The organism is Variovorax sp. TLI9-5A (genome assembly GCF_056867935.1).
In genome coordinates this window covers 180564-193651 of the sequence record NZ_CP200310.1, presented here as the reverse complement: position 1 = coordinate 193651, position 13088 = coordinate 180564, and the positions used below count along the sequence as shown (strand labels likewise).

The window sequence follows — 13088 nt, the reverse complement described above, 5'->3', positions numbered from 1 at the left end:
GTGCTCACAGGTCGATGTCCGCCACCAGCGGCGCGTGGTCCGACAGATGCGACCACGGCCGGCGCGGCAGCACCACGGGCGCGTGCGCGCCCGCATTGCGCACGTAGATGCGGTCCAGCGACAGCACCGGAAAGCGCGCCGGAAAGGTCCGGGCCGCGCGGCCGGTGGCGTGCACGAACACCTCGCGCAGTGAGGCGCCTTTTTCGAGGATGTCGTGCGCGCGGCCGCGCCAGTCGTTGAAGTCGCCGGCCACGATGAGCGGCGCATCGGAAGGCACCTCGTCGCGCACGATGTGGCACAGCAGCTCCAGCTGCTGTTGCCGGTGCGCCTCGGCCAGGCCGAGGTGGGTGCAGATCACGTGCACGTCGACCACGCGGCCCGGCAGCCGCAGCACGCAGTGCAGCAGGCCGCGCTTCTCGGGGCCGCTCACCGACACGTCGTGGTTTCGGAAATGCACGATCGGGAATTTGGAGAGCACCGCGTTGCCGTGGTGGCCCTTGGGATACACCGCGTTGCGGCCGTAGGCGAACTGCGGCCACATGGTGTCGGCCAGGAATTCGTAGTGCGGCGCCTCGGGCCAGTTGTTCACCCTGCGCGAATGGCGCGAGTGCGTGCCCAGCACCTCCTGCAGGAAGACCACGTCGGCCCCCACGGTGCGAACCGCGTCACGCAGCTCTGGCAGGATGAACCTGCGGTTGAGCGCGGTGAAGCCCTTGTGGGTGTTCACCGTCATGACCTTCAGCGAGGTCGGCGTGACCTGCGCTGCCGCCTCGGCGTTGGCGTTGGCGACATCGGCCGCATCAGCGGCATCTGGCACTGTGGCGTCGGGAATGATGGGCGAGGAAGACATCGTCATGCCGGTTGTACGCGGCCGCGGCCTTCCCGACTGTAGGAACGCGCCAACTTCTTCCCGCCGCCATCCCGCCGCCGCCTTCGTCCGCCTTCGTGCCCGGACGGCCGGTTCCTACAGGCATGCCTGCCGCACCCTCACACGGACGGAATTTGAGGGCTCCTACGGTGGATTCACGGTTCGGAAAAAGGCAGCCCGCCTTTCAAGGAACAAGCCACAAGGAGTACCCATGAAACACCAGACCGCTTTCCACGCCACCGTTCTTGCCGCGCTGCTGGGCGCGGCGGGCATCGCCATGGCGCAGACCACGTCCATTCCCGCCCAGCCCGACCCCTCGGTGGGCGGCGAAGCCAGCACCATGACGCCGGCCGGCGTCGCCAACCCGCCGCAGCGCCCCGACAACTCGATGCCGCTGTCGCGTGAGTCGGTGAAGGCCGAGGCCCGCGCGCACAACCGCAACAACGCCAACAACCCTGTGCCCAAGGGCGAGATGACGACCACGGTGAACCACCAGCCCAACGCCATGCCGCAGCCGACCGGCGAGATGTCGCGTGCCGAGGTCAGCCAGACCGGGCGCAAGGTGACGCCGCGCTTCGGCCAGAAGGGCGAGCGCCCGGACGTGGTGACGAACCCGACGGACAAGACGGGGACGCCGAAGTAGGCACGAAGGCCAATCCCGTACGCCAAAGAAAAAGCCCGCGACGCAAAAGCGTCGCGGGCTTTTTCTTGCTGCCGCAATGCGGCGATCGATCAGCTCTTGGCGGGAGCCGGGGGCGCACCGCGGTGGCCGCCATCAGGGCCATGGTGACCGCGCGGGCCGCCGAAGTGGGCGGTCTCGGCGTCGAAGGTCTTCTGCTGGTCAGGCGTGAGCGTGGCGTAGAAGGTCTTCGTGGCGTCGGCGCGCTTGGCGAACATCGCGCTGCGTTCGGCCTGACGGGCCTGCATGCGTTCGAGGCGCTCGGGCGTGGTCAGCTTGGCGAACTCGGCGCGGTCCATGTGCGGACGCGGACCGGCGGGCGGCTGCGTCGCGCTGGTGAAGGTGCTCCAGGCGCCTTCCTGTGCCGAGGTGAGCTTGAGCTTTTCCTTCAGGGCGGCGAGACGCTTGGCGCGGTGTTCCTTCATGCGCTCCATGCGCTGGGCCGGGTCCATGCGCTTGTGCTGTGCCTTGGGCGCGGCGGCGTTGTCGGCCTGGGCCACCGCGGCGGTGGGTGCGGCTGCGGAGGGAGCGGCTGCCGGCGCTTGAGCGAAGGCGCCCGAAGAGGCGAGGGCGGCCGAACCGAGCAGGCTGGCCCAGACGATGCGTTGGCGAAGAGAAATCATGAGAAGTGCTTCCTTTCGAAGAAGCCCGCCGCCGATGGGCAGCAGGTGAGACGAAGTGTGGAAGAGCTCTGTATCGCATCCGTTAGCCCGGCGTGAGCTTGCGTAAAGAATGATGAACAGGGCCCTGTGGAAGCCGCCTCCGGCGTGATTTATTGACTCATTTGCTCCTACTTGGGCCGCGGCCGCTTCAGCCCGCGGTCGGGCGGCTGCAGCCTGCCCGCGCGCAACTCGGCGACCGCCTTGGCCATGGCGCGGGCCACCTGCCGCACTTCCTCCTGCACGTCGGCGTCGGCATCGAGCGCATCGTGGCTGGTGGCGTAGGGCCCGTAGTAGCCGATGTAGCGGTCCAGCCGCGACTGCGTGCCGGCCTCGATCAGCCCCATCCAGTCGAGCCAGTCGCAGAGATTGCGCCGCAGGCTCTCGATGCCGGCCACGTCGCCATGCACCACCACGCCATAGGCGCGGCCGTCGAGGTGCTTGGGATAGCCCCAGCCCTCCAGTTCCAGCGCCTTGGCCTCCTCGGGCTTCTTGCCGTGGGTGCTGGTGGGGTCGGGGTTGCCGCCGTCGGCGCACACCAGCCGGTCGATCATGAGCTTCAGCGGGCTCGATGCCTGGTACCAGTGCGTGGGCGTGAGCAGGATCACGCCGTGCGCGGACACCCAGCGCTCGTAGATCTCGTTCATCCAGTCGCCGGTCTGGCGCAGCGAATGGTTCGGATAGCAGCTGCAAGGCCAGTGGCACAGCGGCATGGCGGTGGAGACGCAGCCCTTGCAGGGGTGGATCTGGCGGCCGTACTCGGAGGTGAGCAGGCTCAGGTCGAGCAGGTCGGTCTCGATGCCGCTGCTGTTGAGCACCTCCCGCGCGATCTGCGCCAGCCGCCAGGTCTTGGAGACTTCGCCAGGGCAGGTGCCGTCGTTGCGCGGCGAGCCGTTCACCAGCAGCACGCGCGAAGGTGTCTGCGGCTGGCCCCAGGCCGCCTGCGCGGCGTCGATGCGCGCCTTGGTTTCGAGCCAGTCGACCGAAAGTTCGTACTCTGGGTCGGCATAGCCCGGCCCGGCCTTGCGGGTGACGGGCGCCTTGCGGCCTTCCTCGTAGGCCTGCCAGGCGATGAGTTCGATGCGCCGCAGCGAATCGGCCTCGGCACGGAACGCCGGGTCTTGAAAGGGCTGCATGAAGCGTTCGTGGAACTCGGCGCGCTGCAGCGTCTTCGGCGCCTGTCCTTTCCGGATCGTGGGGGGCATGTGCGCAATCTAGGCCGCCCGCGCGGCGGCAGGGGCCCGTGCCCGGTGCCGTCTTTCGGTAGGCGGGCGACTACAGCATCAGCCCAGTTTCCCGTTCTGGAAGTCGTGCACCGCCTGCCTGACCTGCTCCGGCGTGTTCATCACGAAGGGGCCGTACTGCGCGATGGGCTCGTTGAGCGGCCTGCCGGCGATGAGCAGCGCGCGTGCCGGGCTGTGGTTGGTCGCGCCGGCGCGCAGCACCACGCCGTCGCTGCCGGGGTCGTTGGCGAGGATGGCCATGCGCCGCGTCGGGATCTCGCTGCCCGCGATCCACAACGATTCGCGGAACACGTAGACCAGCGCGTTGTGATCATGAGGCAGCGGCTGCGCGAATTCGGCGCCCGGCGACAGCTCGATGTCCAGGTAGAGCGGCTCGGTATGGGCGCGCCGCACGGCGCCTTCGATGCCGTGGCTCGCACCCGCGATCACGCGCACGCGCGCGCCGCCGGTGGTGGTGAATTCGGGAATCTCCGCGCTCTGGATGTCGCGATACCAGGGCTCGCGCATCTTGTCTTTCGCTGGCAGGTTGAGCCAGAGCTGGAAGCCTTCCATCAGCCCCTCTTCCTGCTCGGGCAGCTCGCTGTGCACGAGGCCGCGGCCGGCGGTCATCCACTGCACGCCGCCGTTCTCGAGCAGTCCTTCGTGGCCCGCGCTGTCGCGGTGCCGCATGCGGCCGGCGATCATGTACGTGACCGTCTCGAAGCCGCGGTGCGGATGGTTGGGGAACCCGCCGATGTAGTCGCCCGGGTTGTCGCTGCCGAAGGCGTCGAGCATGAGATACGGGTCGAGCCGCTTCTGCAGGGGTTGCTGCAGCACGCGGGTGAGCTTCACGCCGTCGCCATCGCTGGTGGAAACACCGGCCACGATGTGGTCGATGCCGCGCGGCGTGGCGACGGGATCGGTGGGGTGGTTGGCGTGGTGATTGGCGTTCGTCATGCATCCATGGTGGCACTAACGCCCGCGCCGCGCCACCCGGGCGCTGTCAGCCAAGGGCTCGTACGGCCTGTAGCTTCAGGGCCACTGCTGGCGCTGCCAGTAGCTGTATTTCCACTGCGTCCCGAAGCCGGCGCGGCGGTACAGCGACAGCGCGGCGTGGTTGCCCGCGTCGACCTGCAGGAAAACGCGCTCGAAGCCCTGCTGCGACGCAGCCTGCGCCAGCCCGGCCAGCACGCGCCCCGCAAGGCCACGGCCGCGCTGCGCCTGGTCGGTGCGCATGCCGTGCACGCTGGCCCAGCCGTGGCCGAAGGCCATCGCGCCGGCTGCCACCGTTCGGCCGCCTTCGCGCACGCTGGCGTAGAGCGTGCCCTTGGCGCGCGAGAGCATGCGCACGCGATGGGCGCCGTCCACCGGGTCGAAGCCCTCGCCGAGGAACAGGGCCGACCAGGCGTTGTCGGGCGCACGGTCGACATCGGCCAGTGCGCCGCCCGGCGCGACCACCTGCCGCATGCGCTGCACCGAGCCGACTTGCACGCAGGTCGGACTGTCGGCCATGTAGTGCCTGCGCTCCAGCTCGGCGCGCAGGCCGTCGAAGCAGGGCGCGTCGGCCAGCCGCAGCGCGGGCGCCGCCTGGCGGCTGTCGTAGCGGTCCTCGATGCGGTCGAGCGTGGCCGCATCGACCGCGCTGCGGTGCAGCGGCACGGCCGACTTGGCGCGCTTGACGGTGCCGCTGGCGAAAGGCAGCAGCCAGCCGTCGATTTCCTCGGTCAGGTCGGGCGACACCGCCGCGATGGTGGCGCGCTCGATGGCTTCGATTTCGGGAACGCTCAGGTGGGCAGTGTTCATTGCTTGGCTCTTATTGCGTCGCGGCCTCCGGCGCCGTGAATTTCGCGGATGCCACGCTCTTGAGCAGGGCTTCGCGCTGGTTGCGGCTGATCCCGCGGATGCCTTCGGCAATCCATTTGATGCGATCGGCGTCGATCTGGCCGTCGCGGCGCCATTGTTCGAGCACGGCCTGCGGCTTGTGCAGCATGGCGGCGAGCCACACTGCCTGCGCAGGTTCGAGCGTGCGCGCGCTGCGCTTGAAGTAGCGCCGCGCCGCGGCCTCGGCGCCGCAGAGATTGCCGCCCCAAGGGGCGTTGTCCAGGTACAGCTGCAGGATGCGGGCCTTGCCCAGCGTCTGCTCCATCTCGACCGCGTAGAGCAGCTCGCGCAGCTTGCGCTCGGCCGTGCGGTCGCTGCCCGTCACCAGCAGCTTGGCGAGCTGCTGCGTGAGCGTGCTGCCGCCGCGCCGCGTCTGGCCGGGCTTCTGGTTGTTGTCGATGGAGGCGAGGATTTCCGTGAGGTCGTAGCCGCCGTGGGTGAAGAAGCGCTGGTCTTCGGCCGCGATGACGGCGCGCGCCAGCCAGCTGTCGTTGGCCAGCTTCGCCGAGGGACCGCAGCTGGTGCGCGCGCCCAGCATGGCCTCGGTGCCCAGCCCTTCCACTGTGAACTGGCTGATGGCCGGCTGCACCGCGAAGGTGGCCTCGGGCAGCACGAGCTGGCCGCGCAGCGCCAGCGTGCCGCCGATACGCGCGCGCTGCAGCTCGGGCAGGGCTGGCACAAGCACCGCGTACCAGCGGGCGATGGGTGCGTCCTGCACGCTGGCGCTGAGGTGGATGTTCTTCGGCATGAGTCTGCCGTCCCAGTGGCCCTGCAGCTGGCTCGCGTCGTTGCTCTGCGGCGTGGCCTCGAAGGTACCGTTGAGCGTATTGCCGTCGCGCTTCACGGTGGCGACCAGGCGATCGACGCGGATTGGCTGGGTGCCCAGTGCCGGCACCTCGGCGCTGCAGGGCGCGCACTGCATTTCCAGCAGCTCGCCGGCCGGCTTCCAGGCGAAGCGCACGGTGCCGAAGCGGGTGCCGAACGAGCGGCCGTCGAGGTAGGGCGCGAACCATGTCGAGGTGGCCACGCGCACCGCCGTCGGAACGCCGATCTCGAAGTTCAGCGGCCCTGCCTTCACCGTGGTGCTCCATTCGCCGGGAGCCGGCGCGAGCGCCAGCTTGACTATCAAAAAGATAGCTACACAGGCCGTAATGACCAAGGCCAGCAGGCCATAGAGCACGAATCGCAGGGTCTTCTTCACAGGCAGGTTTCTCAGATCGGTCTCGCTACGGTGACAGCTTGCCACGGCCCATGCGATTGGCCGCTGGCTGCTGCCCAGTACCAGCTTGAAGTGTCAGTGAAAGCCGTGCCCCGGGCGTCGACGATGCGCTCGCAGACGCGGATTTTTTGCGCTCCGTGCCGTTGCGCAACAAAACAGCGCCACATGCGCTCGCGAGCGTCGCGTTCCAGGCGCGCCTGCTCGATGCGGTAGCCCAGCGCGCGATAGCAGTCGGTGGCCGGATGCAGCATGCGCGTGGGCTGGCTGACCTCGCGCATCACCAGCGTCTGCGTGCCGTCGGTCATGCGGCCGATCGCGCCGGGGAAGCGGTCGGCAAAACGCTGCTCGACGTCGCTCAGGGCCAGCGGGCGCAGCGCGGCGCCGTCCCACTCGCTGGGCCATTCGTGCGAAGCGACGGCAGGCGCCATCGGTTCCGCCGGCGTGCGCAGCGCCGCCGTGGCCGACCACAGCATGCACAGCAGCATCGCGAACGCGAAAGCGGTCTTGTGGCCGATGCGGTTGATGAAATGGTTCGCGAACCAGCGCTCAAAGAACGGTGTCGACATGGCGGCCTCCCTGGGTGGTGATCAGGCCCGGAATGGGCAGTTCGGCGGGTTCGGGCGCGGGACGCGCCGGCACCATCAGCCGGGCGATGGCGCCGCAGACCACGGCCAGCACCAAGAGGCCCAGCGCGTTGTGCGCCAACGGCGCGAGCGGATGGCCGGCCCCCTCGAAGGCGATCAGCACGCTGTTGCGCACGATGTTCCCGGCGAGCACCAGAAGCCCGACCATCGGCAGCCGCGCCGTGAAGTCCCGGCCGCTGCGCGAAGCCCACAGCGCAACCGCGCAGGCCGTGAAGTAGCCCAGCCACACCATCTGCACGCCGGAGCAGGGCGCATCGACGATCACCAGCCGGCCATCGACCGCCAGGCTCGCGCCCTCGCGCGCCACGTCGAAGCCCGGCGACAGCAGCCAGCGGCTGACCTCGGCCGTCACCACGCGCAGCGGATAGCCCGCATAGAACTGCAGCGAAGAAAGCAGCGGCAGCGCGAGCACCGCGAGCCCGGCCACCGGCAGTGCCGCCACCTTGCGCGGCAGGAAAGCCAGCAGCCCGCAGGCCAGAGCCAGCACAGCGATCAGTCCGGCCGCGAGCGGCGGCAGCGCTGGGATGAAGCCGAGCCCTGTGCGCAGCAGTGTCGCGAGCACGGTGCCTGCACCGGCCAGCGCGAGCCAGCCCAGCCGGGGCGAAGCGCGCAGTTCGCGCCTGCGGCTCCAGGCCAGCGCGGCGAGCGCGACCAATGCCAGCAGTCCCAGCGGATCGTCGGAGCCGTCGCGCATGCGCTGGGCCATCCACACCCAGGTGGGCATCAGCGCGAGGAACTGCAGGCCGATCCAGCCGGCTGCCGGCGTGCGGTCGATGTGGATGCCCCAGTCCACGATGCGCGGATGGCGGTGGGCAAGCATTGCCAAGGACATTCTTTTCTTTCTTTTTCCGGATGGATCAGGCGGTGAAGCGGCGAGCGTCGTTGCGGCGCGCGCGGCGGCGCAGCATGGCGAGCATCGACAGCACGACGGCGATGGCGCCCAGCGATTCGGGCTCGGGCGTGCTCGGCACCTCGGCGCCGAGCGCCAGCTCGCTCACGCCTTGCGGCAGGGGCAGCGGCTGGTTCACGTCCACGCTGTTCTGCGGCGCGACGTTGCGCACCACCTTGTCGACGGCGATGAAGCTCGTGTACTGGGTGAGCAGGCTGTACTTCAAGCCCAGCTCGGTGATGCGGTCCTTCAGGGCCGTGCCGCCTTCCAGCGTTTCCTGGTCGCTCAGGCTCTGGATGCGGTGGCGGGCCCACAGCGTGCGCAGCGCGGCCGTGTCCTGGCGGGTGTTGCCGTCGATGCGCACTTCCTGGCGGTAGGGGCCGCTGGCGCTCTGGCCTTCGATGATCACGCGGCCTTTTGCTTCGCCACGCCACTTGCCGAACACGATCACCGGCCGCTCGCCGAGCACGTCGGGCAGCGCCTGCGGCTCCACGTCGTACACGTCGAGACCGCCGAAGGTGGCCTTCACGTTCGTGAGCACCGGCGACTCGACCATGCGGCGAAAGCGCGCGGCCTGCTCGGGCGCCTGGATCGGGTCGGTGATGATGAAGGGCTCGCCCATGCCGGCACGCGCGATGCCTTCCATCAGGCTGCGGTTCACCGAGGAGCCGATGCCGAAGGCGAACACGTTGGCTTTCGACAGGTTGTTGCGCACCAGCTCGAAGGCCTCGCGCTCTACCGTCACGTAGCCGTCGGTCACCACCACCACGGTGCGCGATACGTTCTCTTCCTTGGGTTCGGCGTACACGCGCTTGAGCGCCGGAATGAGTTCGGTGCTGCCGCTGCCGCTGTAGTTCTTGATGGTGGACAAGGCCTGCTCGATGTTGGCGCGCGTGGCCGGCACCGACTTGGGCGAGAGCATCTTGTTGCTGCCCGAAAAGAGCAGCACGTTGAAGGTGTCGCTGGGGCGCAGGCCGCCGATCAGGCGTTCGAGCACCGTCTTCGCGGTGTCGAGCGGAAAGCCATGCATCGAGCCCGAGATGTCGACCACGAAGATGTAGTCGCGCGGCGAGATGGCGCTGGCAGCCACGGCCTTGGGCGGCTCGACCATGGCGAGGAAGAAGTTCTCGGCGTTGTTGCCCTGGCCCTTGTAGAGCATCAGGCCTGATTCGATCTTCTCGCCCGCGAGGCGGTAGTCGAGCACGAAGTCGCGGTTGTCGGCAGGGCGGCCATCGGCAGCAAGTGCGATGTCGGCGTGCTGGTCTTCATCGCTCTTCTTCACGTCGATGGTGTGCGTGGCGGAGCGGATCTCCTTGATGCCCATCGGCGTGTCGATGGTGGCCTTGAGCCTGAAGCCGGTGCCGGCGGCGGTGCCCGCGGGCAGCGTGGGCTGCGCGACCCACTTGGCCTGTGCGTTCTCCGACTGCGGCGAGTTGTAGCGCGGCCCCACGACGGTCGGGAACACGAACTGGTAGTTGCCCGACTGCGGCACCAGCAGCTCGGTGTAGCGCAGCTCCACCTTCACGTCGTCGCCCGGCAAGATGTTGGCGACATTCATCTGGAACACGTTGGGCAGGTGCTGCTCCAGCAGCGCGGCGGTCTTGCCTTCCTTCTTGGCGGTGTCGTACTCGATCTGCGCCTGCTGCTTCTCGCGGATCTGCGCGGTGATGAGCCGGTCGGCCAGCCGCACGTTGAGGCCGCTCACCGCGGCCTTGGTCGAGCCGGGGAACACGTACTTCGCCTCGATGGCGCGCTGGCCTTCATTGCGGTAGGTCTGCGTGACCGTCACGTCGGCGATCACGCCCGAGATCTTCACCGAGACCTCGGTGCCCTTGAGTGGCAGGCGGTCGACAGCGGGATCGTCGCTCTTCACGAAGAAATAGGGGCTCTCGGTCTTCAGGCGCGGACCGGCGGGCGCTTCCTGCGCGTGCGCCGGGCGCACGCCCATGGCGATGAAGCCCGCGGTCGCCAGGCTCACGGTGGCGAGCCAGAGCCAGCGGCCGGGACGTGGGGTGGTTTGGGCATCCATGGCGGGGGTCCTTGTCCGTGCGAACTTGCACGGCCGCAACTTTCTCCAGCGCGCGAGAAGCCAGTTGGAAGGCGTCTTGAAGTCGCCGACCGCCCGCATCCGCTATGTGAAGTCTGTATGAAGCGAGGCGGCCCGGCCCCTTCACACAGCCTTCGGGTCGCGCGGCGAGCATCGCGGCCACCGCTACAGACGAGGAGAGAAAAACATGCTTCAGTTGCTCAAGGTCATGATGAGTTCGATGCTGGCCAAGGTCGCCGGCCTGCTCTTCCTGTTGCTGCTCCTGTGCATTCCGCTGGGGGAGATCGATTCGATCAACCGTGCCCGCGGCGAGAGCCAGCGCGAAGCTGCCAGCGAACTCGCCGCCACCTATGCGGGCCGCCAGACGATGGTCGGCCCGCTGCTTCTGGTGCCTTACGTGGAACGCTGGATGGAGCCGCTGCGCAACGCGCAGGGCAAGGTGATCGGCCAGGAACCGCGCAGCAAGGAAATGGCCCACGTGGTGTTCCCCGACAAGCTGCACATCGAGGGCACGATGGCGCCGCAGGAACGCTATCGCGGCATCTTCAAGATCCCCTTCTACACGCTCGATGCAGTGCTCTCCGGCGGCTTCACCGCCTTCGACCCGAAGGCCGTGCCGCACAGCGAGACCGATTCGAAGATCGAGTTCAAGGCGCCGCTCATCGCCTTCAACGTGAGCGACCTGCGCGGCCTCGACGGCTCGCCCACCATGAGCATGGGCGGCGAAACCCTGCGCTTCAGGCAACGCGTGCCGGGCCTTGACGACGATGCCTGGTTCGCCAACGGCATCCATGCACCTGTCACCGGTGCCGCGCTCGCCGCCTGGCAGGCCGGCAGGCCGATTCCCTTCGAGATGAAGCTGGGGCTGGTCGGGCAGGACACGCTCGCCATCGCGCCCATCGCCGAGGAGACGACCGCGCACCTGAGCTCGCCCTGGGCACACCCCAGCTTCGGCGGCCGCTTTCTCGCGGCCGAGCGCAGCGTGACGCCACAGGGCTTCGACGCGCACTGGCGCGTGTCCTCGCTCGTGACCTCGGCGCGCGAGCAGGTCCGCGCAGGCCTCTCGGGCCGGGGCGGCGCAGTGGATGTGGCCAGCAGCGCCGATGTGGCAGCGACAGCTGCCTCCGTAGTTCCGGCGCGCCGGAACCTGGGCCCGCTGCAGACCTTCGACGTGTCGCTCGCTCAGCCCATCAACGTCTATTCGATGAGCACGCGCGCGGGCAAGTACGGCGTGCTCTTCATTGGCCTGGTGCTGATGGCCGCCTTCATGTTCGAGCTGTTCCGCAAGCTGCGCCTGCATCCGATCCAGTACGGCCTGGTGGGCCTGTCGATCGCTCTCTTCTTCCTGCTGCTGCTGGCGCTGTCCGAGAAGTTCGCCTTCTGGATGGCCTACGCGGGCGCCGCCTCGGCGAGCGTCGCGCTGCTGGCCGTGTACTTCAGCGCGGTGCTGGGCGGCTGGCGCCGCGGCATGTCGTTCGGCGCATTCGTCGCACTGCTGTACGGCGCGCTCTACGGCCTGCTGGCTTCGGAAAGCAATGCGCTGCTGCTGGGTGCGCTGCTGATCTTCGGCATGCTGGCCACATTGATGCTCGTGACGCGCAAGGTCGACTGGTACGCGCTCTCGCGCCGCAACGAAGCCGCGCCCGTAGCGGTACTTGAAGCGCCGACGGCCGCATGAAGCTGCTGCGGGTCATCGCCGGTGCATCGGGCTGGCTGGCGCTGGCCGTGCTGTGGTTCTGGGCCTGGCACCTGAAGGATCCGCACCTGCGCTTCATGCGTGCGTGGGAACTGCCGCTGCTGCTGGCTTTGCTTCTTGCGAGCATCGCGATCGCTTGGCGCTTCGCACGAGGCAGGCTGCGGCCCGTGGCGCTGGGACTGGCAATCGCGGCCGTGCTCACGGCGCTGTGCAACGAAGCGATGTCGCGTCAGCACCGCGCCGAAGTGAATGCGATGGAAGGCCCGCTCGCGCAGGCGGTGGGCGCACATTTCATCGTCGGCTATGACGACGCGAAGGAGCTGCGCGAACTGGCACGCAAGGGGCTGATCGGCGGCATCTTCGTCACCGGCCGCAATGTCAGGGGTCGCACGGCCGAAGAGCTGCGCGGCGAGATCGCAGGGCTGCAGGCGCTGCGCCATTCGGCCGGCCTGCCGCCGCTGATCGTCGCGACCGACCAGGAAGGCGGCGCTGTCTCCCGCCTGTCCCCATTGGTCGAACGCCAGCCCGCGCTCGCTTCGCTTCTCGACGATGCCGACCTGCCCGACGACGAACTCGCCCAGCGCGCCCATGCCTACGGCGCGCAGCAGGGCAGGGCGCTCGCCGCACTCGGCATCACGCTCAACTTCAGCCCGGTGGTCGACCTGCGCACCGGCCGCGCACCGGGCCGGTGGGATTTCCACACCCGCATCGACGAACGCGCCATCTCGGCCGACCCGGCGGTCACTGCGCAGGTGGCGCTCGCTTACGAGCTGGGCCTCGAATCGGCGGGTGTGCGAGGCACGCTCAAGCACTTTCCCGGCCTGGCCGGCGTGACCGAGGACACCCACCATTTCGCCGCCGAACTGCGCACGCCGGTCGCCCGGCTCGCGGCGCACGACTGGAAGCCGTTTCAAGACGTATCGAAACATTCGGATGCGGCGATCATGCTGGGCCATGTCATCCTTGCGGAACTCGACGCCGCTTATCCGGTCTCTTTCTCGCGCAAAATCGTGCAGCGGGTGATTCGAGGCGAATGGGGCTACCAGGGCCTGCTCGTCACCGACGATCTCACGATGGCCGCGGCCTACAACCGCGGTCTTTGCGACGCCACCGTCCGTGCCCTCGACGCCGGGGTGGATCTTCTGCTTATCGCCTTCGACCACGACAAGTACTTCGACGCGATGCATTGCGCGCAGCGTGCTGCGCGGCAGGGCACGCTCGAACTCCGGACGCCGGAACGCGGCAGCGCGCGGCGGCTCCAATCCTTTCGCTAGCCAAACAGG

Annotated in this window: 12 protein-coding genes; 3 read left to right on the top strand and 9 right to left on the bottom strand. The window is 68.5% G+C overall.

Annotated elements, in window-relative coordinates:
- Positions 1 to 4 precede the first annotated feature (4 nt).
- Positions 5 to 850, bottom strand: coding sequence for an endonuclease/exonuclease/phosphatase family protein (locus tag AC1VNX_RS00970; RefSeq protein WP_483161854.1), 846 nt, complete (start codon positions 848 to 850; stop codon positions 5 to 7).
- Between the two features lie 229 nt (positions 851 to 1079).
- Between AC1VNX_RS00970 and AC1VNX_RS00965 the strand changes: the two genes are divergently transcribed.
- A complete protein-coding gene (locus tag AC1VNX_RS00965) occupies positions 1080 to 1511 on the top strand; it encodes a serine/threonine protein kinase (protein ID WP_483155066.1) in 432 nt (143 codons plus the stop codon).
- 89 nt (positions 1512 to 1600) lie between these two features.
- On the opposite strand, the gene AC1VNX_RS00960 is transcribed toward AC1VNX_RS00965, so the two are convergent.
- The 8 genes from AC1VNX_RS00960 to AC1VNX_RS00925 form a co-directional block, all read right to left on the bottom strand.
- Positions 1601 to 2170, bottom strand: coding sequence for a Spy/CpxP family protein refolding chaperone (locus tag AC1VNX_RS00960; protein ID WP_483155065.1), 570 nt, complete (start codon positions 2168 to 2170; stop codon positions 1601 to 1603).
- 167 nt (positions 2171 to 2337) lie between these two features.
- On the bottom strand, positions 2338 to 3411 hold the full coding sequence (locus AC1VNX_RS00955) for a flavodoxin family protein (RefSeq protein WP_483155064.1): 1074 nt from the start codon (positions 3409 to 3411) through the stop codon (positions 2338 to 2340).
- A gap of 78 nt (positions 3412 to 3489) precedes the next feature.
- Positions 3490 to 4386, bottom strand: coding sequence for a pirin family protein (locus AC1VNX_RS00950; RefSeq protein WP_483155063.1), 897 nt, complete (start codon positions 4384 to 4386; stop codon positions 3490 to 3492).
- Positions 4387 to 4461: 75 nt separating this feature from the next.
- On the bottom strand, positions 4462 to 5232 hold the full coding sequence (locus AC1VNX_RS00945) for a GNAT family N-acetyltransferase (RefSeq protein ID WP_483155062.1): 771 nt from the start codon (positions 5230 to 5232) through the stop codon (positions 4462 to 4464).
- 10 nt (positions 5233 to 5242) lie between these two features.
- Positions 5243 to 6511: a biosynthetic peptidoglycan transglycosylase gene (locus AC1VNX_RS00940; protein ID WP_483155061.1), complete on the bottom strand. Its 1269-nt coding sequence runs from the start codon at positions 6509 to 6511 to the stop codon at positions 5243 to 5245.
- Between the two features lie 11 nt (positions 6512 to 6522).
- Positions 6523 to 7095 (bottom strand): hypothetical protein, encoded by a 573-nt coding sequence (locus tag AC1VNX_RS00935; RefSeq protein WP_483155060.1) that lies wholly within the window; start codon positions 7093 to 7095, stop codon positions 6523 to 6525.
- Entirely contained in the window at positions 7076 to 8005 is a 930-nt protein-coding gene (xrtQ, locus tag AC1VNX_RS00930) for an exosortase Q (RefSeq protein ID WP_483155059.1), read from the bottom strand. The genes AC1VNX_RS00935 and xrtQ overlap by 20 nt, the downstream gene beginning before the upstream one ends.
- Before the next feature lie 25 nt (positions 8006 to 8030).
- The gene (locus AC1VNX_RS00925) at positions 8031 to 10091 is read right to left on the bottom strand and encodes a VIT and vWA domain-containing protein (protein ID WP_483155058.1); all 2061 of its coding nucleotides are present in this window, start codon (positions 10089 to 10091) and stop codon (positions 8031 to 8033) included.
- Positions 10092 to 10296: 205 nt separating this feature from the next.
- Here AC1VNX_RS00925 and creD point away from each other — a divergent pair, with 205 nt between their 5' ends.
- Together creD and AC1VNX_RS00915 are read left to right on the top strand one after the other, a co-directional pair.
- Entirely contained in the window at positions 10297 to 11787 is a 1491-nt protein-coding gene (gene creD, locus AC1VNX_RS00920) for a cell envelope integrity protein CreD (protein ID WP_483155057.1), read from the top strand.
- The gene (locus tag AC1VNX_RS00915; RefSeq protein WP_483155056.1) at positions 11784 to 13079 is read left to right on the top strand and encodes a glycoside hydrolase family 3 N-terminal domain-containing protein; all 1296 of its coding nucleotides are present in this window, start codon (positions 11784 to 11786) and stop codon (positions 13077 to 13079) included. The genes creD and AC1VNX_RS00915 overlap by 4 nt, the downstream gene beginning before the upstream one ends.
- The last annotated feature ends 9 nt before the right edge of the window (positions 13080 to 13088 follow it).

Bases quoted from the DNA above. Each gene is read 5' to 3' on its own strand.
- AC1VNX_RS00970 (WP_483161854.1), bottom strand. From the start codon at position 850: ATGTCTTCCTCGCCCATCATTCCCGACGCCACAGTGCCAGATGCCGCT.
- AC1VNX_RS00965 (WP_483155066.1), top strand. From the start codon at position 1,080: ATGAAACACCAGACCGCTTTCCACGCCACCGTTCTTGCCGCGCTGCTG.
- AC1VNX_RS00960 (WP_483155065.1), bottom strand. From the start codon at position 2,170: ATGATTTCTCTTCGCCAACGCATCGTCTGGGCCAGCCTGCTCGGTTCG.
- AC1VNX_RS00955 (WP_483155064.1), bottom strand. From the start codon at position 3,411: ATGCCCCCCACGATCCGGAAAGGACAGGCGCCGAAGACGCTGCAGCGC.
- AC1VNX_RS00950 (WP_483155063.1), bottom strand. From the start codon at position 4,386: ATGACGAACGCCAATCACCACGCCAACCACCCCACCGATCCCGTCGCC.
- AC1VNX_RS00945 (WP_483155062.1), bottom strand. From the start codon at position 5,232: ATGAACACTGCCCACCTGAGCGTTCCCGAAATCGAAGCCATCGAGCGC.
- AC1VNX_RS00935 (WP_483155060.1), bottom strand. From the start codon at position 7,095: ATGTCGACACCGTTCTTTGAGCGCTGGTTCGCGAACCATTTCATCAAC.
- xrtQ (WP_483155059.1), bottom strand. From the start codon at position 8,005: ATGTCCTTGGCAATGCTTGCCCACCGCCATCCGCGCATCGTGGACTGG.
- AC1VNX_RS00925 (WP_483155058.1), bottom strand. From the start codon at position 10,091: ATGGATGCCCAAACCACCCCACGTCCCGGCCGCTGGCTCTGGCTCGCC.
- creD (WP_483155057.1), top strand. From the start codon at position 10,297: ATGCTTCAGTTGCTCAAGGTCATGATGAGTTCGATGCTGGCCAAGGTC.
- AC1VNX_RS00915 (WP_483155056.1), top strand. From the start codon at position 11,784: ATGAAGCTGCTGCGGGTCATCGCCGGTGCATCGGGCTGGCTGGCGCTG.